We start from the raw sequence: 21,532 nt of genomic DNA on the forward strand, positions 1-21,532 counted from the left end.
AGATTATACCTGTAGAACCAATGATTGCAATTGTTGGTTTTTTGAGAAATAGCATAAAGCTTCTTAGCCCTCTTCAAGCTTATATTTACCTTTTAGTATAAAATATTATATTAATTTTTTAATTTTAGTTAAAATTTTCATTGACATTAACACACAGGAGTAATCATAATAGCATTTTATTAATATTTTAAATAAAATTATGTCTATATTAAGAAGATTGCTCGGGATCAACTCAAATACACCGGAAATTAAAGAAGCGATAGGTTTTAATCCAACAAACGTAGAATTAATTGAGGGGAATGGAGTTGCTTACGGACTCAGCTATCAAGATAATGGTAATGGGAGCAGTAAAGTAAAATTACTTATTAGTCCATTATATCAATCAAAAACATACGAATGTGGTACAAATATCAGCGTAGCAAATGAATTCAAAGATCAATTATCTCTCACATTAATAGAAGATTCAGCTGAAATAGATAAAGTTGGAGTTATCTTTCCTGAAGAAGGAATTAGCGAAGAAGGAGAAAAATGCGTTAAAGGCTTATCTTTTAACACTTACGGAATTAAACAATCAGTTAATACTCCTTCAGTTGAACATTTAGATAAAAGAAAATTACAAAAGAATATTGATAATAATAGTCTTGCAAATGTGGGCAATAGTTACTTTCAACCAAGAGCAGTGAAAGTTGGTAATGGTGACGTAATTGTAATCGCCCATAACTTAAAGGATCAAACTTTAGTTTCTTGGTACTTAAAGTCAAGCGAGAGCGGAAAATTTAAGGTATTGACTGGAGAAAAAGGTGTTACAGAAAGAAAATTGTTCAATTTTGATAATCAGGGGCAATTGGCATTAAATGGAAACACGATGCTTTATTCGCAAGTGAGCAAAAGGATTACTAAGGAAAATCAAGAGGTGAGAAAAACACGTATTTTTAAATTTGATATGGCTAAAGTGATTCAGGGTCTGAAGGATGGAGTTAATGGCTTTTTACTTGGTAATCGAAAAGGTCAAATAGATAATAAAGCACTATCTCTTTCTAGAGAACATGAAATAAGCTTTTTGCAGTATGTTGAACAAACGGAAGGAAATGATCTAGTTGCTTTTCTTGAAAATGACCAATCAGCTAATGATCAGAGGTTACATATAGCAACTCTACTTAAAAATGGATCAGTGTCAGATTTTCCTATCTATCAATTTACAGATCCTATAGAGCAATTATATATTAAAGGCAACGGTCAGGGTGGTTTTATCGTAACTGCGGTAAGTGGAGAAAATATTGTAACTTTTAATCAAAACGGCTCTGGAAAATCTTCTGAAGCAACAATAATACCGGCAAATAGCATCAAAACTCTCAGTGATTTTGTTAATATCATTAACGGTCGATTAACGCCAGATATTATTTCTAGTAGTACCGTGGCTCCTATAACTGTTGCAGAAACGGTTGTGACTTCTAAGAAGACGCCGACTGCTGCAATTACTAGCACAGCAGAAACCGACGCTGTGAAGACTACTAAATTGACAACGGGAGCCGTTGCACCTACTTCTACAATAAGTAAACCTTCAACGGAGTCAACGACAGTAGCAAAAACAACTACTACTTCACAAGCGACCACGGTTGCTACAACGTCAACTAGTGTGCCGATAGTAACTTCAGGGACTGAGACAAGTACTGTAAAACCTACAGCAGCGACTGGTGCGTCGACTTCTACGATGAGTAAACCTTCAACAGAGTCAACGACTCAAACAAGTACAGTAACAGTGAAGCCAACAACAGAAGCCGTTGCACCTACTTCTACAACGAATAAACCTTCAACAGAGTCAACGACTCAAACAAGCACAGTAACAGTGGAACCAACTGTGCCAACAACAAGCTCAGAGAAAACTACACAAACAGTATTTAGTATACCAAGTACTAGAACAAAAGAGTCAACAACTCCTATATTCACCACGACTTTACTTCCTCAGTCTACTTCTTCACCACAACCTACTCAACTTGCTATAGGGTCTAATAAGGCAGGAATGATAGGGGGATCTTTGGTTGGAGCAATAGGTATTGTTGGAATTATAGGATTCATAGCATATAGATATGTTAAGGGTCGTAATGCTGCTCCTGTATTAGAACTAACTGATTTGGGTTATAGAAGGCGATCATCTTCAAGTAGCGATGAAGAAATTTTTACCACTGGTAACAGAATGCGAACTATATATCAATCTGAAACAGTGCTAAATAGTATATCAGTAGAAAGTAGTAGTCGATCAAGAAGTAGCTCATCGTCTTCAAGCGGTGGACCAGGCTCTTGACTAACTGAAGCGGAGTCTAAAAGTGAAAAAAGCTTATCTTGGGATAGTGATGATGTGCCGGAATATCACCTTTAGCTATTTGTCTAAATGTTTTTAATATGTAGACTGTTAGGAAATTGTCTTTTGCTTTTGTGATTTTCATGTTAAAGTATAATTCCTAGGTGAAATAAGTAGCTGCTGTTGTGTGATAAACATAGCAGAGGAAAGTCCGGGCTCCAAGGAAAAATAGTGACGGGTAATGCCCGCCGGAGGTAACTCCAGTTATAGGGCTACAGAAAATTACCGCCTAAAATATTTTTAGGTAAGGGTGAAAAGGTGTGGTAAGAGCACACCATGGCAATGGCAACATTGGTAGTCGAGTAACCAACACTAGGAGCAAGATTAAATAGAAGTAGATTTTATGTTTTCCTCATATCTACTCGGGTAAATCGCATGCGGTAAATGGTAACATTTACTCCAGATAAATAGCTACATAAACAGAACTCGGCTTATATTTCACCTAGGCGTTCACATGATACGTACGATATAAGCCATGCTATATTTAAATGTGTAGGCATTTCATGCGTTGTCCTTCACTTGTTCTGCTTGATAGCCATCACTACTTTCGCCTACATTAACATTAGAATATTCATCATCATCAATATACTCTTTCAGAACATACCCTCTGCCCCAAACGGTTTCTATGTGGCTTTTTCCATCATTTGCACTTTCAAGTTTCTTACGTAATTTGCACATAAAAACATCAACTATCTTGTTATCTGAAGGTTCATCCAAGCCATTGTAAAGATGATTTAAGAACATTTCTTTTGTTAGTACTGTTCCTTTACGCAGTGCTAGCAATTCTATCATAGAATACTCTTTATTAGTAAGGTGAACCGTTTTACCTTTCACCTCAACAACCCTGTGATCAAAATTGATATTTATATTACCAATCTTTATCACCGATTCAGGATGGCCTTTAGTACGACGCACTATGGCCTTAATTCGAGCTAATAACTCGCTTTTATGAAATGGCTTGGTTAAGTAATCATCGGCACCATACCCGAGTCCTTTAGCTTTGTGATTGACAGCGGATATGCATGAAAGTATTAAGACAGGAACTTTGATTTTTGCACTTCTTAGTCTTAACAATATATCATATCCGTCAATATCACCAGGTAAGTGTATATCTAAAATAACTAGGTCATAGTAATCTCCGTTTGAGGAAACCATATTATTGTTATAATCTTGTGCAGAAGTAACAACGTCACAGAAGTGTCCATCAGAAGTTAAGGCGTTAACTACAGTCTTTGCACTTACTTGATCATCTTCAATTAATAATATACGCATATTTTACACCCCATAAATAATTTATAATTTTAGTAATATATATAACTAAGGAAAGTAATAAATCAAATTTTTATTAACAAATGATCAAAATTACACTTATTAATTAATAGTAAATATATTGTTCCAAAGTTATATAAATAGATCTAAAATATAATAGACATACCATGATAGTAATAATATTTTTAGTAAATATTGAATTAAAGTTACTATTATTAAAAGAATACTTCGGTTAATAAATATTTAACTATTCTATATGTCTGTGTTATATTTTTAATTTACTTATCCTACTATTTTAAAGTATAAGTAATATTTTCAGGAATATTGTGTGGCAATATCAATTTTAGGTGCTGGTGCATGGGGTACAGCAATCGCAATTTCATTAGGTAGTAAGAAAGATGTGATTTTGTGGACTCACAATGAAACTACATTTGAATCAATCAACGGGAAAAGAGAAAGTGACAAGCTACCCGGTTGTCGAATTTCTGATAATGTGTCAGTAAAATTGGCTATTGAAGACATAATTAATGCTTCAGTAACAATCCTCGCTGTTCCCACTCAGTCTCTGAGGAAGGTATGTCAGCAATTGCATAATTGTAATCTGAAAAAAGATGTAGCAATAATTTTAGCTTGTAAGGGAATAGAAAAGTCTACATTAAAATTACCTAGTGAAATAGTAAATGAAATTTTACCTAACAATCCTATTGCTATTTTTTCAGGTCCTAGCTTTGCTGTAGAAGTTGCAAGAAAATTACCCTATTCAATGGTTCTTGCATGCCAAAATAACACATTAGGTTCAAAGCTAGTATCAGAGCTGCAACAAGAAAATGTTAAATTGGAGTTTAGTAACGACATTATAGGAGTACAGATTTGTGCAGCGTTAAAGAACGTTTTTGCTATAGCGTGTGGGATTGTTCTAGGTAGTAAACTTGGGTTTAATGCTCATGCAGCATTGATTACGAAAAGTATGAGCGAAATTAAGGCTTTATACTCAGCAAAAATTGGTGACGGTAGTGTGGATATAAATACACTACTTGGGCCAGCATGTCTGGGTGACCTAATTATGACATGCACATCCTTGAATTCAAGAAACTTATCTTTTGGGTTTAAAATAGGTAATAGTGACAATGGCTTTAATGTTCAGCAGATTTTGTCAGAAGGCAAGTCAGTGATTGAAGGTTTTAGCACTGCTGAGTCCATATTTAATTTAGCAGGAAAGCTAAAGATAAAAATGCCTATATGTGAAGCGGTCTATAGATTATTGTATGAAAGCGCCTCTATAGAGGATACTCTTTCTGTTCTTATAAGTTAATTTTGTATTTGGATATATTGTGAAATTTTTATATAAATTAATATCAACGTGGTGGCTGTCTGGAACAGTAAAAAAAATGCCAGGTACTGTGGGTAGTTTGGCTTCTTTTCCGCTTGTTCCTGTAATCCTGAGCAACAAAATTTTAGGTGCAGCAATTATTTCTTTTTTATTCTTAATTGGATTATGGTCTACAGGTAATTATATAAAACATTACAAGACTTCATGTGATCCAAAAGAGGTAGTAATTGACGAAGTGGTTGGTCAATTGCTGACGATACTTTTAGTTTCGATATTGTTAAGCCAAGAGATGAATTGTTCTTCATTGTTGTTGTGCTTTTTTTCTTTTAGGTTTTTTGATATAATAAAAACGTGGCCTATAAATTTAATCGATAAAAATACCAAAGGTCCTTTAGGTATTATGCTAGATGACGTTATAGCTGCAATTTTAGCCTGTGTTCTTATAGGAGCCTTTTATTGTTTATTGTTGGTGTATGCAGGATAAAAAAATTTATTATTCAAGCTTAATTGTTCAAAATCTAAAGGATTATATACTGTACACAGCGAATTTATCTGAGTGGGAAGTACACGATGAATTTGATAACATCATATTTACAATAAATGGTACCAGGGAGTCATTATTTAATTTTGTGTTCTGTGGAGATCAATGTACCGAGCTTTCTATACAAAAAACTCTAGATTATCTCAGAACAAGAGATATAGAAGCAACATGGGTAATAAATTCACATATGAAAATAAGAGATATTTTAGAAAAGTGTGAAATAAAACACGTTAGCACACCAAAAAAAGCTTTACTTAATATGAAAAATTACTTTTTACCTGCTGATGTTATTCCAAACTTGAGGTTAAATGCTGTGAATGGTAGCAACCTCTTAGAACAGTTAGATCTACACACTTCTAAAATTTTTTATCATGGCGTTGGAATTGTCAGCACATTTTTTCGCGGATTATCAAATTATGATGATAAGAACTCAAGATTAAGATTTTTTCTTGTAACACTAAATAATGAAATTATTGGGACATGCGGTCTTTATGTTCAAGATAGCGTAGCTGGTTTTTATAGTGATGGAGTTTTACCAATTTACAGGAATCGTGGAATAGGTACCCAAATGGTTTTAGAAAGAATAAAGATAGCTAAACAGCTTGAATGCAAATATATAGTAGCACATTGTATGAAATCTTCTGTGAACCTTTATAAGAGATTGGGCTTTCAAATGTTAGGCAATCTTTACTTATATAACTCTTCAGCATAATTCTGAGCGGTTACAAATTTTTACATTTGTTTTAAAAGTGCTATGTTTTTTTTGTATGAAGTGGTTTTAATATTGATTCTAATATTATTCTTTCTCTCTTATTCTAAATTAAAAATTAGTAATAAGATTAAGAACTTACAGCATCAAAATGTTATCATAAATAATTTAATTGATACTGTGAATGATGGGTTTTATATTTGGGATGCAAAAAAACGTATAGAAAAGTTCTCTCCCAATTTACTAATTTTGCTTAATACTGTTTTTTACTCATTTAATGAGTTTGTGAATTTTTTTGAGCAATCAGAAAGCTTAATCAAAAATTTTGTTGAGGCAAAGGAAATAAATAAATCTTTTACTCTAGATTTAAAGTCAAAAGACAGTGAGGTTTATTGCATATGTTACGGTAGAAGCATAATAGATGATTCTAACAATGTGATAGGTGTGCTGTTATGGATAAGGAATGTCTCAGACTGTAAGATAAAGGCTAACGGACTTGAGTTAGAAAATAGTAAGCTTACACAGGAAGTGGAGAGCTATAAAAACGTTTTCAACTCTTTACCATTTCCAATACTAAGATATAACAAGAGTAGAAAGGTGGAATTTTATAACTTGTTTTATGATAAATATGTAGATGGTTCTAAGAAATTTGCTATTACCGGTAGCGCTCATAGCACAAAACCAGGAAGACATGTCATAACTTATAAGAACGAACCTAAGGTTTTCGATTTTGTTAAAATTCCAATACAAGGTTCTGGTAGCATAGTAATGTATGGGAAAGATGTTAGTGATGCAGAGAAATTATATACTGAATTAAACAGTTATTTAGCTACACAGAAAAATTTGCTTGAGAGGTTACCGGTTGCTATAGTAATATATAGTAAGAATCAAAAGCTAAAATTTTATAATAATGCTTTTATAAAAACCTTTCAATTTGACCCAAAATTTTTGGCATCTTACCCAACTTATCACGAAGTTATGCTTTACCTCTTCGAATCTAAAAAGCTTTTAGAAAAAGAGGATTTTCAAACTATTAGTAACCAAAGACATGAGTTGTTCAAAAAATTATTTGAATCGTACGATGATACGATGCACTTCACAAACGGAAAAGCGTTCAGGGTATTAACAATACCCTACGCTTCGGAAGGTTTGCTGTTCTCTTACGAAGAATGCAAAAGATAATACTTAAACTCCTTCTCTCTCTACCATGAGCTGTTTTACTTTCGCTATTGCTCTTGCTGGATTAAGTCCTTTAGGACAAGTTTTTGTGCAATTCATTATTGTATGACAACTATACAACTTGAATGGGTCGTTTAAAACATCAAGTCTTTCACCTGTCTTATTATCACGGCTGTCAGCAATCCATCTGTAAGCTTGTAATAGTATTGCTGGTCCTAAAAATTTATCACTATTCCACCAGTAGCTTGGGCAACCAGTCGAACAGCAAGCACATAATATACAGTCGGACAAGCCATCTAATTTTTTTCTATCTTCAGAAGATTGAGAGTATTCTTTATTTGGTAGGGCAGGCTTATCTGCTTGTAACCAAGGTTTAATTGATTTGTATTGCTCATAAAATTGGCTCAAATCCGAGACTAGGTCCTTTATTACATACATGTGAGGTAATGGATATATTTTTACGTCACCTTTTATATCATGTATAGATCTAGTACATGCAAGAGTATTGGTTCCGTCAATATTCATGGCACAAGATCCACATATGCCTTCTCTACAAGAACGTCTGAAAGTTAAAGTCGAATCTATTTCATCCTTTATTTTTATTAATGCATCAAGTACCATAGGGCCACAACTATCCATATCAATAAAAAATGTGTCTATTCTAGGGTTTTTCTCGTCATCAGCAGACCAACGGTAAATTTTAAATCTTCTGATGTTTTTTGCTCTAGCAGGAATAGGATAAATTTTGCCCTTTTGATTAATTTTAGAATTCTTTGGCAAAGAAAACTGAACCATATCACTTACCTTTTATTGTTTATAGCTAAAACCCTTTGTAGATAACATATTTTATTATCATCTACTATATTTTTATTAAATTCCTTTTAAATCGCACACATATTGTAGCCAAGCGAAGCTAAAATCTCTCTTTCTAGATTTTTCATTATAATTTCTTCATCTTTTTTTTGGTGATCATAACCAAGTAAATGCAGTAATCCATGCACTAACATGTGTGCAATGTGAGCAAGAATGGGTATATAATACTCATGCGATTCTCTTTTTATTGTGTCTATTGAAATTGCTATGTCTCCTAAATCGCACTCATTAGACAATTGTTCATACGGAAATGATAGTACGTTAGTTGGCTTATCCATTTCTCTAAATTTTAAATTAAGTTGATGTAGCAAGTCATCATCAGCCAGAGCTATTGATATATTTGGTTTATAGTGGTCTATTTTTAATTCTTTTAGAGAAGCATTGATGACACCTAATACAAAATTTTTAGGATTTTCTATAATGCTGCACCATTTCTTGTCAAGAATATTTACTTCTAACATGAGTGACACATCAGTAAGGGTGTCATGCAAATAGCTGACACTGGAATCCAAAAAAGAAGAGTTATAGACCCTTGTGTCATGTACACAACTGTACGAATATTGTACACTAGAAGGATGTCATCCCAGTGTCTAGGCACTGGGATCCAGGAATTTTGATTAGACATCAAGTTAGTGAATATAAAAGTAGCTAATCTTATATTAAAACACAACGGCTTTAATGTGGTTGCATTAAGGCTGGATTCCAGTGTCAAGCACTGGAATGACACCTTTGTGTTTGATACAAAATCGGCTATAACGTTTAATGCACTGCCTTCGAGACAAATATTCATACAGCTGTGCGTTGTGTGCTGAGATGACATCATTTAGGAACTGAAATGACAGGTATTACACATCACTCATCCTTATTATTTCATTCCATTCAATTTCCGAAACTGGGGCAATTGATAAACGTGGTTGTTTTAATATAGTCATATTTTTCAAAAGTGGGTTTTGTTTTATATTATTTAACGTTACTTGGTTATTTAAAGGTTTCAAAAACTTTACATTCACTAATCCGAACTTGGGATCATTAACATGATAATACTCTTTAAATACTTCAACGATTCCAAGTATTGCTTTCTCTTTACCTGTATGATAAAAAAACGCAAGATCGCTTGCTTTCATAATTTTCATGTAATTTTGAGCTTGATAATTGCGCACACCATCCCACTCAACTACCTGCTCCTTTTCCATTTTTTGCCATGAGTATTCACTTGGCTCTGACTTAAGTAGCCAAAATTGCATTATTTTTTTCTTCTTAAGTAAGCTGGTATATCATAGATATTGCTGCCCCACTTAGCTCCTTCGCTTACCTGTTTAGCTGGTTTTGTTTCCAGTGTTTTGTCTTGTGTACTTTCACTTTGACTATATGGCCACTTAAATTTCTCTTTCTCTGAGTCTTCGCTCTGACTTATAGGTGAAGTTTCTGATTTATTATTGCGACCATCAATGCCAGTTGCAAGAACAGAAACTCTAACTCTTCCCTCCATCGCTTGATCAAAAGTAGCACCAAATATTATATTTGCATTTTCATCTACTTCTTCACGCACTCTATTGGCTGCAGCATCAACTTCAAACAGAGTCATATCTCCGCCACCAGTAATGTTAATTAATATTCCTTGCGCACCTTTCATTGATACATTATCAAGCAATGGATTAGATATTGCAGCCTCTGCAGCACTAATTGCTCTATCTTCTCCTTCTGCCTCTCCGGTGCCGATCATCGCTTTGCCCATCTCGCTCATTACTGTTTCTATATCAGCGAAGTCAAGATTGATAAGCCCTGGCATGACCATCAAGTCAGTTACTCCTCTGATGCCAATGTGCAGAACATTATCAGCAAGTTTAAATGCATCAGAAAATGTAGTTTTTTCATTTGCAATTCTAAATAAATTCTGATTTGGAATGACAATAAGTGTATCCACGTATTTTTGCAGTTCTTCAAGTCCAAGCTCTGCAATGCGCATACGGCGCACACCTTCAAAACCGAACGGTTTAGTTACAACTCCAACAGTCAATATCTTTTTTTCTTTTGGCGCTCTATCCTTAACTGCGGCTCTTGCTTCTCTGGCTGCTTTTGCAATTACCGGTGCTGCACCGGTTCCAGTACCACCGCCCATTCCTGCTGTGATGAAAAGCATATGACTATCTTTTATATGCTCCATAATCTCATCAATTGACTCTTCTGCTGCACCTTTGCCAACATCAGGCAAAGCACCAGCACCAAGCCCCTTAGTTAAATTAATGCCAAGCTGAATTTTTTTATCACATAACGACTTTTCTAGTGCTTGAGCATCGGTATTTGCGACAACAAAATTCACTCCTTGCAAATTAGATTGGATCATGTTATTCACAGCATTTCCACCAGCACCACCCACTCCCACAACGGTAATCCTTGGGTGTAATATAGGCAACTCCGGCAGACTAAGATCAATAGACATTTAAATTACTCAAATTTAGCGAATTCACTTGATAATAAGTTACCGCTTTTTTAATAATATGCAAATACTTTTCACTTCTATAGGCGTAAATAGTAAACGGGATTTACTTATTCTTAACATTTATACTAATAAGTGCCGTTAATTATAATAACTAGATTCTTAGATGACATCACTTAACCGATGCAAAAAATAGAAAACGTTTATAAAAAGGGACAGAAACCTATCCCTTTTTATTTTGTTGAAGATTATTATATTGTCTGATCTTTCCCTTCTTTCCCTTCTTTCCCTTTCAATGCTTCAACTGCAACATCTTTTAATTTTGAGGCAACTTGATATGTTCCATAAACAGCAGCAACTGCAGCAATTGCCATTATGGCACCCGCAACTATCTGACCAGCAACACCTGTTCCGATAAATCCAGGTAATGAAGCAGCTATTGCTTGATTTGTTCCAACAAAGTAACTGGCAGTCTTAGCAAGAAACCCAGAAGCTTCTGCTGCACTAACAAAGCCTGCTTTCATATGCATTGCTGTAAAGACAACACTTGCAACTGCAAGCGGAAATAATGCTGTTCTCCCTTTATTATGCATAGCGTACTGACCAGCTCCACCAGCAGCACCAGGAATTCCCCAGTATTTTTCAGCTTGTATATATCCTTCTGAAATAGCATGAAAAATGCCATCCTCTTTTCTATACTCATAATTTGTTAATGCCATAACTCTACTCCTTAAATAGAATGTTAAAATTTCATTAAGGAAGCATATAGTAAAAAAAATTGCCTGTCAAGTAAACTAATTTTTTAATATACCTTTATTCTGTAATTGAGCGCTTCAGCAATGTGTGCTCTTTTTACTTCTTCACTTTTTGCAAGATCTGCAATAGTTCTTGCAACTTTTAATACGCGTGTGTAGCCTCGATTGGAAATGTAATTTTCTTTCAGTACGTATTTTAGCAATTCTAACCCTGCCTGATCTGGTTCAGTAAATTTATTAAATGCTTCACCGCTTACTTCTGAATTGCAACGAATATTTAATTCACTATAGCGCTCAGTTTGAACTTTTCTTGCTGCTATCACTCTTTCTCTTATAATTTTAGTACTTTCTCCCTCCACAGAGATTTCAGGAGAGAGTATGCTAACGTTTGGCATTTCAATGCATATGTCTATTCTATCAAGCAATGGGCCTGATATTTTGTTTTTGTAATCTGTGCCACACTTTGGAGCTTTGTTGCACGATCTGCTTGCATCACCTAAATAACCGCACCTGCAAGGGTTCATTGCAGCTATCAGTTGAAAATTGGCAGGGTAGGTTATGTGAGCATTTGCCCTTGCAACGGTAACTTTTCTATCTTCAAGTGGTTGGCGCAGAGAATCAAGCACGAGTCTTGGAAATTCAGGTAGCTCATCAAGAAATAACACGCCATTGTGAGCCATGGTAATTTCTCCGGGTTTTGCATTCTTTCCTCCTCCTATCATTGCTGGCATGGAACATGAGTGATGAGGTTCACGAAAGGGGCGAGTTACTTTGAATATTTCATTACCAGTTTTTGTTATGCTGGAAATAATATTAACATCAATCATCTCCTGTTCGGTTAAATCAGGCAGCAATCCTATAAAGCGCTTAGCAAGCATTGATTTTCCAGTACCAGGAGGGCCAACAAGAAGAATATTATGCCCACCTGCTGCTGCAATTTCAGCTGCTCTTTTTGCAACAACTTGGCCTTTAATATCCTTCATATCGGGAACCAATCTTTTTTCTTTGGGTGCATCACTATATTTAAAAATTACTGGCTGAATTAATTGCTCACCCTTAAAGTGTCTGATAATATCAGTTAATTTCTCTATAGCTAGAATTGAAACATTCTTTACCCATGAAGCCTCTACTCCATTTCCCCTTGGGCAAATTACTCCTTTATTTGCCTGTTTTGCATTGATCGCTGTTGGCAGCACTCCTGAAACTGGAATAACTCTGCCATCAAGGGCAAGCTCACCCATAATGATATAAGACTGAACTTTTTCAACTGGTATCACATTCATTACAACAAGTAGTCCAATAGCAATAGCCAAGTCATAATGACTACCTTCTTTCAGTAAATCCGCAGGGGAGAGATTAACTGTAATTCTTTTTGGAGGTAGTAGTAGATTGATTGAATTTAACGCTGCTCTGATGCGTTCTTTGGATTCCGCAACAGTTTTATCTGGCAATCCAACAATATTAAAAGCTGGAATACCATTTGCCATATGAATTTGTGCATTGACATTTACTGTGCTAATTCCCTGAAGCGCAACGGTATTTATATTTGCAATCATAATATATTATATAAAATTGTTAATACAATATATTAAAGAAGCGATGAAGTAAAGGCTACAGCAATTAAAGATGGCTTAACTTAGCAAAAAAGTGTAGTATTCTATCACTTTGCTGATTACAAATGTTTATAAGGATAATCACTTTTTTCTTACTATATTCAAGTACGGCTTTTTGTAGTGATTGTAATTTTAATTTACCATACTGTGGGCTCAGTTGTAATCTAGATCTATCATATAGAAATTTAAGTAATATAAAAAAATTATTGAATAACGACGATAAGTTTGTTGCGCTTACGTTTGATGATGGACCGTCTAACAATAGAGTAAACGATATTATTAATGTTCTGGAAAGCTATGAAGCAAAAGCAACATTTTTTGTGCTTGGTGAACGTATAAATGAAAAAACGTCTGAAATAGTAAAGAAAATTCATGAATCAGGTCATGAGTTAGGCAATCACTCTTGGTCGCATAGGAAGTTGACATCACTTTCAAGTGAGGAACAATTGCAATAATTGGAAAAGACAAATACAGCAATTAAAAATGCAATAAAACAAGATGTAAAATGGTTTCGTCCGCCATATGGATGTTATGACGATAATCTGATTGAAAATACTGATCAATTAAATATGTATTCAATATTATGGACAGTTGATTCGCTAGATTGGCAAGGTGATAAGCCAGAAACTTTAGTTGAAAGAGTTTTAAGTAATGTACATAATGGAGCAGTTATACTGTTTCATGATCACAATAACAGGTCAAACACAATTGAAGCTTTACCTCATATTATTAAAATACTAAAAAAATCAGGTTATAAGTTTGTGACCTTAAGTGAGTGGGAAAAAAGGGTTTGTAATACGGTAAAAGCCAGAAGTGTAACAATAAAAGAGGGGAAAAAAGTGCGTTTTGAAGGAATGTTATGTGGACAAAAAACAAAGTCTTTAACCGCAGAGCATTCATATTAGGTGGTATTCAGCTTACCATTTCTGCGGTTTTTAGTTGCAGGTTATATAATTTACAAATACGAAACAGACAAAAGTACGAAGCACTATCTAATAGTAATAGAATAAGAGTTGCTACTATTATGCCTAAGCGGGGCAAAATTTTAGATAGGAATAGCATTGAACTTGCGATGAACAAAATTTCGTATGTTGTTTTGTTTGATGGTTCTGGTAAGGAAGTTGATTTGCAGACATTATCAGAAGTCGAGTCTAAAATAGCAAAATCGTCAGAAAAAATAACTGCTCTTTATAAACGTTATTACCCGTTTGGTTCAATGTGTTCTCATGTAATCGGATATACAAAAAGACAGCAAGGCATAAGCGAAGTAGGAATCAGCGGTATTGAATATACATATGATCATATATTGAAAGGCAAGTCAGGAAAATCTGAGCAGGAAATAAATTCTAAAAAACGCGTCATAAAAGAATTATCAAGCATACCACAACAAGACGGACAAGATGTACAACTGACAATTGATATTAATCTGCAAGAGAAAACCGCAGAGGTATTTAAAGATCACCAAGGCTCCGCAGTGGTAATTGATGTAAATAATGGAGAAATTTTAGCATTATATAATTCACCTTCTTACGATAATAATCTTTTTGCTAGCAGGCTATCAAATGAGACTTGGGAGAGCTTGAATGCTCCTTCATTACTGCTTGTGAATCGTGCGTTATCATATCAAATTCCACCTGGTTCAATATTTAAAGTAATAGTTGCGCTTGCGGGTTTAAAAGACGGGATAATAACACCAGAAGAGAAATTCTCGTGCAAGGGCTATATGAAAATAGGTGAGCGGAAATTTCGTTGTCTGAAAAGCAAAGTCCATGGGTATGTATCTTTAAATGAGGCAATGGCATTATCATGCAACACTTACTTTTATAATATAGGGAAAAAAATAAGTGTAGACTCTCTGGTAGAAATGGCCAGAAAATTTGGTATTGGAAGTGGGCCACTGATTGGAACGTTTAAAGAAGAAGCTCCAGGGTTGTTGCCAGATAGAGATTGGCGTACACGAAAGCTATATTCGCAGTGGTATTTAGGTGACACTATCAACTTAGTTATAGGACAAGGGTATATGCTTACAACACCACTACAGCTTGCAGTTCTTGCAGCGAGGATTGCAACAGGAAAAGAGGTAATTCCCCGCATTAAGATGAATGAAACGATACAAGATTTTCCCGATATTGATGTGGATTGTGAGCATCTTAGCATAGTTCGAAAAGCTATGTTTGATGTGGTGAATTCTAAAACTGGAACCTATAAGAAAGGGCTAAGCGGTATACAAATTGCTGGCAAAACCGGTACACCAGAAATAAACTCTAAGGGCGAAAGTCATAAGTTATTTATCGCCTATGGCCCTTACCATAACCCGCGCTATGCAATCTCTGTGTTTATAGAACACGGCAAAGCCCCACGCCAAGATGTTGCTATAGCTAATGAAATATTTCAGTATATGCTTGAAACTATGAGTATTAAACTTCTTGCATAACCATATAACAAACTTTTATTGGGAATAGAAACGAAAAAACTTACTTGACACCCTTCGCCAGCGCCCTTATCATGATAGTGAAGCTATTGTATTTGCTTTCGCCAATCTGCAGATTAAAAGGTAAGGATTACTTAATGTATCGGCGTCTTATGTTCAATTTTTTGCAGTATATAGATACTGTATGTCTTTACAAAACTTCATCTACATCTAGATTTTTATCTAAATAAGCTGAACGCGCTTATAAAGCGTTACAAGACATCAAAAAATGCCAATACTCGACAGAGATAGTAAAAGACTAGCTAACTCGGGGATTCTTTGTCTTTTTTTCTGCTTAGTAAATTTCTTAAACATTTGCAGCGTAAGTTAGTTGCAATTAAAAGCGGCTGAATCTCGCTTGTCAAGCGTTTAAAACATAAAAAACGCCAATATTTTAAAGCGGATAATAACCCCAGGGTTTCTTTTGCCTTTTTTTTCATTTGGTAAATTTCTTAATATTTATAGCTAAACAACAACCGTCATCCCGCTACGTGTTAGCGGGATCTATGCTTTGAGATACCGCGAATGAATCGCGGTATGACGGTGTAGATGATGGTTAAGTAATTCGTCATCCCGCTGCTTGTTAGCGGGATCTATGTTAAGAGATACCGCGAATGAATCGCGGTATGACGGTTAAGTAGGGTGTCATTCCAGTGCTCCTTTTTTTGTCATCCCAGCGTCACGCGTTGGTTTCAACATTATATCATGAACTTTCTAAAATTCATTGAACTGTGCTTTCAAACGGTAGTGCCGGGGTGTGAGTATAACGATTATCAGTATATAAAAGTCATAGCAGATAGGCTGGAAGCAGCGAGCGCTGGTGAAGTGAAACGAATAATATTCAATATGCCTCCGCGCTCGATGAAGTCCATGTGCATAAGCGTTGCGTGGCCCGCATGGATACTGGGAAACCAACCAACTGCGAGAATAATAGTTGCAAGTTATTCTCAGCGGCTCAGCGAAAAGCACTCGCTCGACACCAGGTGCGTGATGCAGTCTAGTTGGTATAGAGCGCTATTTCCAGAGATAGAACTATCCAAAGACCAGAATACCAAATATAAATTTCAAACAGTGCAGAGAGGATACAGAATCGCAACATCAGTTGGTGGAACACTAACTGGTGAAGGTGGTGATTTTATCATTGTGGACGATCCGCTCAGTTCTGCTCAAGCTTTGAGTGAAACGCTTAGAAAGCGTGCCACAAACTGGTTTGATCAGACTTTAGTAACCAGGCTGAACGATAGAAAAAAAGGAGTCATCGTTCTTGTAATGCACAGGCTACACCAGGAGGACTTAACTGGACACCTTCTCTCCAAGCCAAAAAACATATGGCATCATATTTGTTTGCCAATGATTTCTGAAAATAAGCAGGTTATTTATTCAATCAAAAAGCCAATACCTCCCGTTCCTATCATCCGAGTAGCTCAGCACTGTGCGACCAGGCGATTATATAATAAACCAGCGTCACCTGTAAGGATATTATATTCAAGAGAAGAAGGTCAGTTGCTATATCCCCTCGATGGAGGAAAAGAAGAAGTTGAGATAATAAAAGCTGAACTTGGGAGTTACGCTTTTGCTGCGCAATATCAACAAAACCCTCTGCCGCTTTCAAGTGGTATAATTAAACCAGAGTGGTTAAGAGGTTGTCCGGAAACAAGTAAAAGGCTATAATATCTGAAATTTTAGTACGGGGTAAAGATGAGAAAAAAGTATCCAACAGATCTAAGCGAAAGGGAATGGGCAAGAATAGAAAAACACTTCAGAGTATCATACAAGAAAGGAGGAAGGCCGCCAAAGTATAGCAAAAAAGAAATATTAGAAGCAATTTTCTATGTATTGCGTACAGGGTGTCAATGGCGGTATTTACCAAATGATTTTCCGCTATGGAAGACTGTGTATGAGCAGTTCAGGCAATGGAAGAAGCAGGGAATTTTTGAGAAAATGAATTATGAAATTACAAAATATAGTAGAAGAAAAATAGGAAGGAATGAGCAGCCGAGTGCCTGTATAGTAGATAGTCAATCTGTAAAGACTACAGAAAAGGGGGGATCAAAGGCTATGATGGAAGTAAAAAAGTAAAGGGTAGAAAAAGGCATATAATTACAGACACTCAGGGTTTTATACTAGGTTGTTACGTAGGCGCTGCTAACGAAAATGATAGAGATGGTATTAAAATAGCATTAAACAATATGAGAACAAAATATACTAAAGTTAAAAAAATGTGGGCTGACATGGGATACCAAGGAAGAAATTTAAAGAATCACATAAAGGAAGAATATGACATAGATATTGAAATTGTTAAAAGGCCTCCATGTAGATTTTGGGTGCACAAAGATACGCCACCTGAGCTACTACCAACAAGAGAACAAGGGTTTAAAGTACAGCCAAGAAGATGGGTTGTAGAAAGGACTTTTGCTTGGGTTAATAGGAATAGAAGGCTATCGAAGGAGTATGATTTACTCACAACATCCACTGAGAATTTCATATACCTAGCTATGAGTAGGGTTATGTTAAAGAGGGAATATGCTTGAATTTACTAGTTTCCGGACAACCTCTGAAACGCTATAAAAAATTTCCTGATAATCTCTCGCATATAACACAAAGTTGGGATACTGCGGTTTCAACAAGTAACATGAGCAACTTTAGTGTCTGCACCACCTGGGCAAAAATAGATAATAAATTCTATTTACTCGACGTATATCGCGCAAAGCTTGAGTATCCAAAGCTTAAAGAACAGGTTTTGTCACTAGCTGCAAGATGGTCACCACACGCAATTTTGATTGAAGCAAAAACGAGTGGTCAGCAATTGGTGCAAGAGCTAAAGACAAACAGTGATTTACCGATTATTGAAATAGTGCCACATGATGACAAGCTCACTCGATTTCATCAAATTGTTCCGATTATAGAGTCTGGCAAGGTTTTTCTGCCACATCAAGCAGTATGGCTGAACGATTTTGAGTATGAGATTTTAATGTTTCCTGAAACGCGCCACGACGACCAAGTGGACAGTACCGTGCAATATTTGCAGTGGGTGAGAAACAGTACCTCCAGGGTTGCAGCTATACGAGCATTGTGATTTGAGTCTACCAGTACTGGGATGACAGCTAGGAGACAACCGTCATCCCGCTGCTTGTTAGCGGGATCTCTTGTTAGCGCCGCGGCGGTATGACGTAGGATTGTTGTCATTCCGCTACTTGTTAGCGGCTGAGATACCGCGGCGGTATGACGGTTCGCGGCGGCATGACAATAAGCTCGTCATTCCGCTACTCGTTAGCGGAATCTATGCTGAGATATCGCGGCGGTATGATGTAGGGAAACCTTTCTTGGGTTAGCTATATCAATAGCATTGCTTTAAAAAGAGTGCCCATATTTTCAGTCAACCTTAAGAATTCACTAAAGATCCTATTCTTTTGTTCATCACTTGCGCTTTTCATTAAAGCCTGGGTTCTTTCTTTTATGCCAAAAAGATATAAAAATTCCCTTTGAGTTAAAATCTCACAATCTACATGCTTTAATGGATCTCTTAACGCTTGAAAGTTCACAAGTGCGGTAATATCACTATTACCAACATTCTCAAGAAAATTAGCATACTTATGTTGTTTTATCGATTGCAAAGTGCTCTTATATGCGGGGTATACATAACCGTAATCTACAATCAAAGCAGCTCCTTTATTATTATATATCTTCTTCTCAAGTTTTTTTAATATTTCAACCCCAACTGAACATATTTCCACCACTGCACCATTAAAAAATTTTCCATTTGTCATCTGAGTAGCTGACACTGGAATCCATGATTCTTTTTTTCTGGATTCCAGTGTCACGCACTGGCATGACACCAAGAGACTGCCATCATCTTGTTTTGTCACCATATTTTCATACCACCCCTCATCATGATATACAAACTGATCTATCGGAAGAGCGTCAAAGAACTCATTTGCTAAAAAAATGGTTGGTTGTTCTGGTAGGTTGTCAATATTTTTGTGCCAATTAATACCTAAACCCTTTAATTTTTCCTTTTGTATCTTCTGTAAAGTAGGGCTTATTTCAACTAAGTGGATCAACATTGAATTAAAAAAGCTGCTGTATTTTTTAGTGACTCTTATTATATCGTGAATGAGTGTTCCTTTGCCTGGCCCAAGTTCAACTAGAGAAAATTTTGATGGCTTTCCTAATTTTTCCCATGTATGCATTATCCAAACTGCAATTACTTCACCAAATAATTGGCTGATCTCAGGTGCGGTAGTAAAATCACCATCCTTACCAAGCGGTAATTTACTTGTATAATAGCCGTATTTTTCATGGTACAAAACGGCATTCATGAAATCACTGATGGATATTGATCCTTGACTTTTGTCAATTAATTCGTGTATATAAGTGAGCATGTTATTAATAAATGTTTAACTATAGCGTGCCATAATATAAAATAGTAGAGTATTTATATATATAGTATAAACTTAAGTTTGTGAGTAATAGTGCTTCAGTTATGGACGACAAAAACACCGATTATGTTGCCCTTATACCTCAAGATGATAGTATTGAATACAAATTTGAAGAAGCTGTCAATTTTATAGAAAACAAGGTTATAAATGCTGATGGGCTAACTTTAGCGGAAGTGTTTCAAGTGCTAGTTCAAATGCTAAATGGTGATCTAGAATTGGTAAAAAAAGTACTAGCATGTGCTAATATTATGGCAAAGCATGGAATGAAGGTAGCAAAAGAGTCGCAATTAAGCAGAGCTGATGTTCGCCGAGCTTTGGAAGGTAGAGAAAGTGTTGTCAATAGACAAGATTTTATAAAGAAACCACCTCTTCCACCTGCTATAAAATCGACCAAAAAGAAAAGTAGAGGTCTTTAGATGGCTGAATCTATAAAAAAATTTACTGTACAATGTGACTTCAAAGGACAAAGTTCACCTTTTGCAATATACATAGGAAATCCAAAAAGTGATGCTCATCCAATTCATCATCAAGATTCCTGGCTTGTAAAAGAACGTGGAGGGAATATTCCTAATAAAGTAAAAGAAAGTCTACAAAAATTATATAAACTATCTCAAGAAAATGGAGTCTCTTTCTCAGAGTTATGCGCGTATGCCATTACTGTGGTTAGTAATAATGATAAAAAAAGTGACGACAAGGAGTAAGATAGTTTAATCCCTCAATATTTCATTTATAGAGATTTTCGATCTCGTCTTTTCATCCACTTTTTTTACTATGACTGCACAATAGATTGAAATATTATTTTTAGATGGAATAGACCCTGGTACCACTACAGAATAAGGTGGCACTTCGCCGTAAAATACCTTGCTAGTTTCTCTATCAATAATCTTTGTTGATGCCCCAATAAACACGCCTATGCCAAGGACTGATCCTTCTCTCACTACCACACCCTCGGCCACTTCGCTACGTGCTCCAATAAAGCAATTATCTTCTATAATGACAGGTGAAGCTTGAATAGGCTCAAGAACTCCACCTATTCCCACTCCACCGGAAATATGACAGTTTTTTCCTATTTGCGCACAGCTACCAATCGTTGACCAGGTATCTATCATTGTTCCTGAATCAACATATGCACCAACGTTGATAAAACTTGGCATTAGAACAACATTTGTACCTATATAAGCAGATCGGCGAACAAAACACCCAGGAACTGCTCTAATTTTTAACCGGCGAAATTTCTCCTCATTCCATTCACTAAACTTGTTACCGATCTTATCAAACCAGCAATTGGTATTATCTATTATTTTATTTTCTTCGGTGAGAAAATGTAATAATATTGCTTGCTTTATCCACTTATGTACTACCCATTCTTCACTTGATAGCTTTTCTGCTACTCTAATTTTGCCACTATCAAGGAGCTCAATTACCTCTTTAATTGCTATTCTTGCTGTTTTCTTTAGATTACAGTCATTAAATTTTTCTCTATTTTTCCAAATATTTTCTATCTCACTCTGTGTTTTTTTTAGTTGCAAACCTTCCATTTGTTATATATATATTGATA

Annotated in this window: 19 protein-coding genes, 1 other RNA gene and 4 pseudogenes; 15 read left to right on the plus strand and 9 right to left on the minus strand. The window is 35.6% G+C overall.

The window, feature by feature from the left end:
* The first annotated feature begins 199 nt into the window (after positions 1-199).
* On the plus strand, positions 200-2,302 hold the full coding sequence (locus ABWU48_RS01575; protein ID WP_353288438.1) for a hypothetical protein: 2,103 nt from the start codon (positions 200-202) through the stop codon (positions 2,300-2,302).
* A 157-nt stretch (positions 2,303-2,459) separates the two neighbouring features.
* Positions 2,460-2,809, plus strand: an RNA gene (rnpB, locus tag ABWU48_RS01580) — RNase P RNA component class A.
* A 51-nt stretch (positions 2,810-2,860) separates the two neighbouring features.
* Here the strand turns inward: rnpB and ABWU48_RS01585 are convergent.
* A complete protein-coding gene (locus tag ABWU48_RS01585) occupies positions 2,861-3,631 on the minus strand; it encodes a response regulator transcription factor (RefSeq protein ID WP_010962797.1) in 771 nt (256 codons plus the stop codon).
* Between the two features lie 325 nt (positions 3,632-3,956).
* Between ABWU48_RS01585 and ABWU48_RS01590 the strand changes: the two genes are divergently transcribed.
* Genes ABWU48_RS01590 through ABWU48_RS01605 form a run of 4 tightly spaced genes read left to right on the plus strand, consistent with a single transcriptional unit; the run spans position 3,957 to position 7,390 of the window.
* Positions 3,957-4,940 (plus strand): NAD(P)H-dependent glycerol-3-phosphate dehydrogenase, encoded by a 984-nt coding sequence (locus ABWU48_RS01590; RefSeq protein ID WP_010962796.1) that lies wholly within the window; start codon positions 3,957-3,959, stop codon positions 4,938-4,940.
* Positions 4,941-4,959: 19 nt separating this feature from the next.
* On the plus strand, positions 4,960-5,442 hold the full coding sequence (locus tag ABWU48_RS01595) for a phosphatidylglycerophosphatase A (RefSeq protein WP_006279290.1): 483 nt from the start codon (positions 4,960-4,962) through the stop codon (positions 5,440-5,442).
* Positions 5,432-6,211 (plus strand): GNAT family N-acetyltransferase, encoded by a 780-nt coding sequence (locus tag ABWU48_RS01600; protein ID WP_353288439.1) that lies wholly within the window; start codon positions 5,432-5,434, stop codon positions 6,209-6,211. Before ABWU48_RS01595 ends, ABWU48_RS01600 begins: the two co-directional genes overlap by 11 nt.
* Before the next feature lie 42 nt (positions 6,212-6,253).
* Positions 6,254-7,390: a hypothetical protein gene (locus ABWU48_RS01605; RefSeq protein ID WP_010962793.1), complete on the plus strand. Its 1,137-nt coding sequence runs from the start codon at positions 6,254-6,256 to the stop codon at positions 7,388-7,390.
* 3 nt (positions 7,391-7,393) lie between these two features.
* Here ABWU48_RS01605 and ABWU48_RS01610 read toward each other — a convergent pair whose 3' ends face one another.
* A complete protein-coding gene (locus ABWU48_RS01610; RefSeq protein ID WP_353288440.1) occupies positions 7,394-8,182 on the minus strand; it encodes a succinate dehydrogenase iron-sulfur subunit in 789 nt (262 codons plus the stop codon).
* A gap of 86 nt (positions 8,183-8,268) precedes the next feature.
* A complete protein-coding gene (gene ybeY / locus ABWU48_RS01615) occupies positions 8,269-8,721 on the minus strand; it encodes an rRNA maturation RNase YbeY (protein ID WP_010082473.1) in 453 nt (150 codons plus the stop codon).
* A 24-nt stretch (positions 8,722-8,745) separates the two neighbouring features.
* Between ybeY and ABWU48_RS06275 the strand changes: the two genes are divergently transcribed.
* Positions 8,746-8,877: a hypothetical protein gene (locus ABWU48_RS06275; protein WP_255322244.1), complete on the plus strand. Its 132-nt coding sequence runs from the start codon at positions 8,746-8,748 to the stop codon at positions 8,875-8,877.
* Positions 8,878-8,892: 15 nt separating this feature from the next.
* Positions 8,893-9,072 (plus strand): hypothetical protein, encoded by a 180-nt coding sequence (locus ABWU48_RS01625; RefSeq protein WP_353288524.1) that lies wholly within the window; start codon positions 8,893-8,895, stop codon positions 9,070-9,072.
* A 33-nt stretch (positions 9,073-9,105) separates the two neighbouring features.
* On the opposite strand, the gene ABWU48_RS01630 is transcribed toward ABWU48_RS01625, so the two are convergent.
* The 4 genes from ABWU48_RS01630 to ABWU48_RS01645 form a co-directional block, all read right to left on the minus strand.
* Entirely contained in the window at positions 9,106-9,504 is a 399-nt protein-coding gene (locus ABWU48_RS01630) for an EVE domain-containing protein (RefSeq protein ID WP_007549395.1), read from the minus strand.
* Positions 9,504-10,700 (minus strand): cell division protein FtsZ, encoded by a 1,197-nt coding sequence (gene ftsZ, locus ABWU48_RS01635; RefSeq protein WP_353288441.1) that lies wholly within the window; start codon positions 10,698-10,700, stop codon positions 9,504-9,506. The genes ABWU48_RS01630 and ftsZ overlap by 1 nt, the downstream gene beginning before the upstream one ends.
* 248 nt (positions 10,701-10,948) lie before the next feature.
* Positions 10,949-11,416: a hypothetical protein gene (locus ABWU48_RS01640; RefSeq protein WP_353288442.1), complete on the minus strand. Its 468-nt coding sequence runs from the start codon at positions 11,414-11,416 to the stop codon at positions 10,949-10,951.
* A gap of 83 nt (positions 11,417-11,499) precedes the next feature.
* Complete coding sequence (locus tag ABWU48_RS01645; RefSeq protein WP_353288443.1) at positions 11,500-13,008, minus strand: YifB family Mg chelatase-like AAA ATPase; 1,509 nt, start codon at positions 13,006-13,008, stop codon at positions 11,500-11,502.
* A gap of 122 nt (positions 13,009-13,130) precedes the next feature.
* Between ABWU48_RS01645 and ABWU48_RS01650 the strand changes: the two are divergent.
* The 5 genes and pseudogenes from ABWU48_RS01650 to terL form a co-directional block, all read left to right on the plus strand.
* A pseudogene (locus ABWU48_RS01650) lies at positions 13,131-13,970 on the plus strand (polysaccharide deacetylase family protein).
* Positions 13,925-15,499 (plus strand): penicillin-binding transpeptidase domain-containing protein, encoded by a 1,575-nt coding sequence (locus ABWU48_RS01655; protein WP_353288444.1) that lies wholly within the window; start codon positions 13,925-13,927, stop codon positions 15,497-15,499. Before ABWU48_RS01650 ends, ABWU48_RS01655 begins: the two are co-directional and overlap by 46 nt.
* 741 nt (positions 15,500-16,240) lie before the next feature.
* Positions 16,241-17,176 (plus strand): annotated as a pseudogene (locus ABWU48_RS01660) (terminase); the annotation flags it as partial.
* Positions 17,177-17,233: 57 nt separating this feature from the next.
* Positions 17,234-18,066: pseudogene (locus ABWU48_RS01665) on the plus strand (IS5 family transposase).
* Between the two features lie 20 nt (positions 18,067-18,086).
* A pseudogene (gene terL, locus ABWU48_RS01670) lies at positions 18,087-18,611 on the plus strand (phage terminase large subunit); the annotation flags it as partial.
* Positions 18,612-18,867: 256 nt separating this feature from the next.
* Here terL and ABWU48_RS01675 read toward each other — a convergent pair.
* The gene (locus ABWU48_RS01675; RefSeq protein ID WP_209473138.1) at positions 18,868-19,917 is read right to left on the minus strand and encodes a class I SAM-dependent methyltransferase; all 1,050 of its coding nucleotides are present in this window, start codon (positions 19,915-19,917) and stop codon (positions 18,868-18,870) included.
* 101 nt (positions 19,918-20,018) lie between these two features.
* Between ABWU48_RS01675 and ABWU48_RS01680 the strand changes: the two genes are divergently transcribed.
* On the plus strand, positions 20,019-20,390 hold the full coding sequence (locus ABWU48_RS01680) for a hypothetical protein (protein WP_022626336.1): 372 nt from the start codon (positions 20,019-20,021) through the stop codon (positions 20,388-20,390).
* Complete coding sequence (locus tag ABWU48_RS01685) at positions 20,391-20,675, plus strand: DUF2610 domain-containing protein (RefSeq protein ID WP_010962783.1); 285 nt, start codon at positions 20,391-20,393, stop codon at positions 20,673-20,675.
* A 6-nt stretch (positions 20,676-20,681) separates the two neighbouring features.
* Here the strand turns inward: ABWU48_RS01685 and dapD are convergent, their stop codons facing one another.
* Positions 20,682-21,512: a 2,3,4,5-tetrahydropyridine-2,6-dicarboxylate N-succinyltransferase gene (dapD, locus tag ABWU48_RS01690; RefSeq protein WP_264706007.1), complete on the minus strand. Its 831-nt coding sequence runs from the start codon at positions 21,510-21,512 to the stop codon at positions 20,682-20,684.
* Between the last annotated feature and the right edge of the window lie 20 nt (positions 21,513-21,532).

Source organism: Wolbachia endosymbiont (group A) of Tromatobia lineatoria, from assembly GCF_964028565.1.
Lineage (GTDB): Bacteria > Pseudomonadota > Alphaproteobacteria > Rickettsiales > Anaplasmataceae > Wolbachia > Wolbachia pipientis.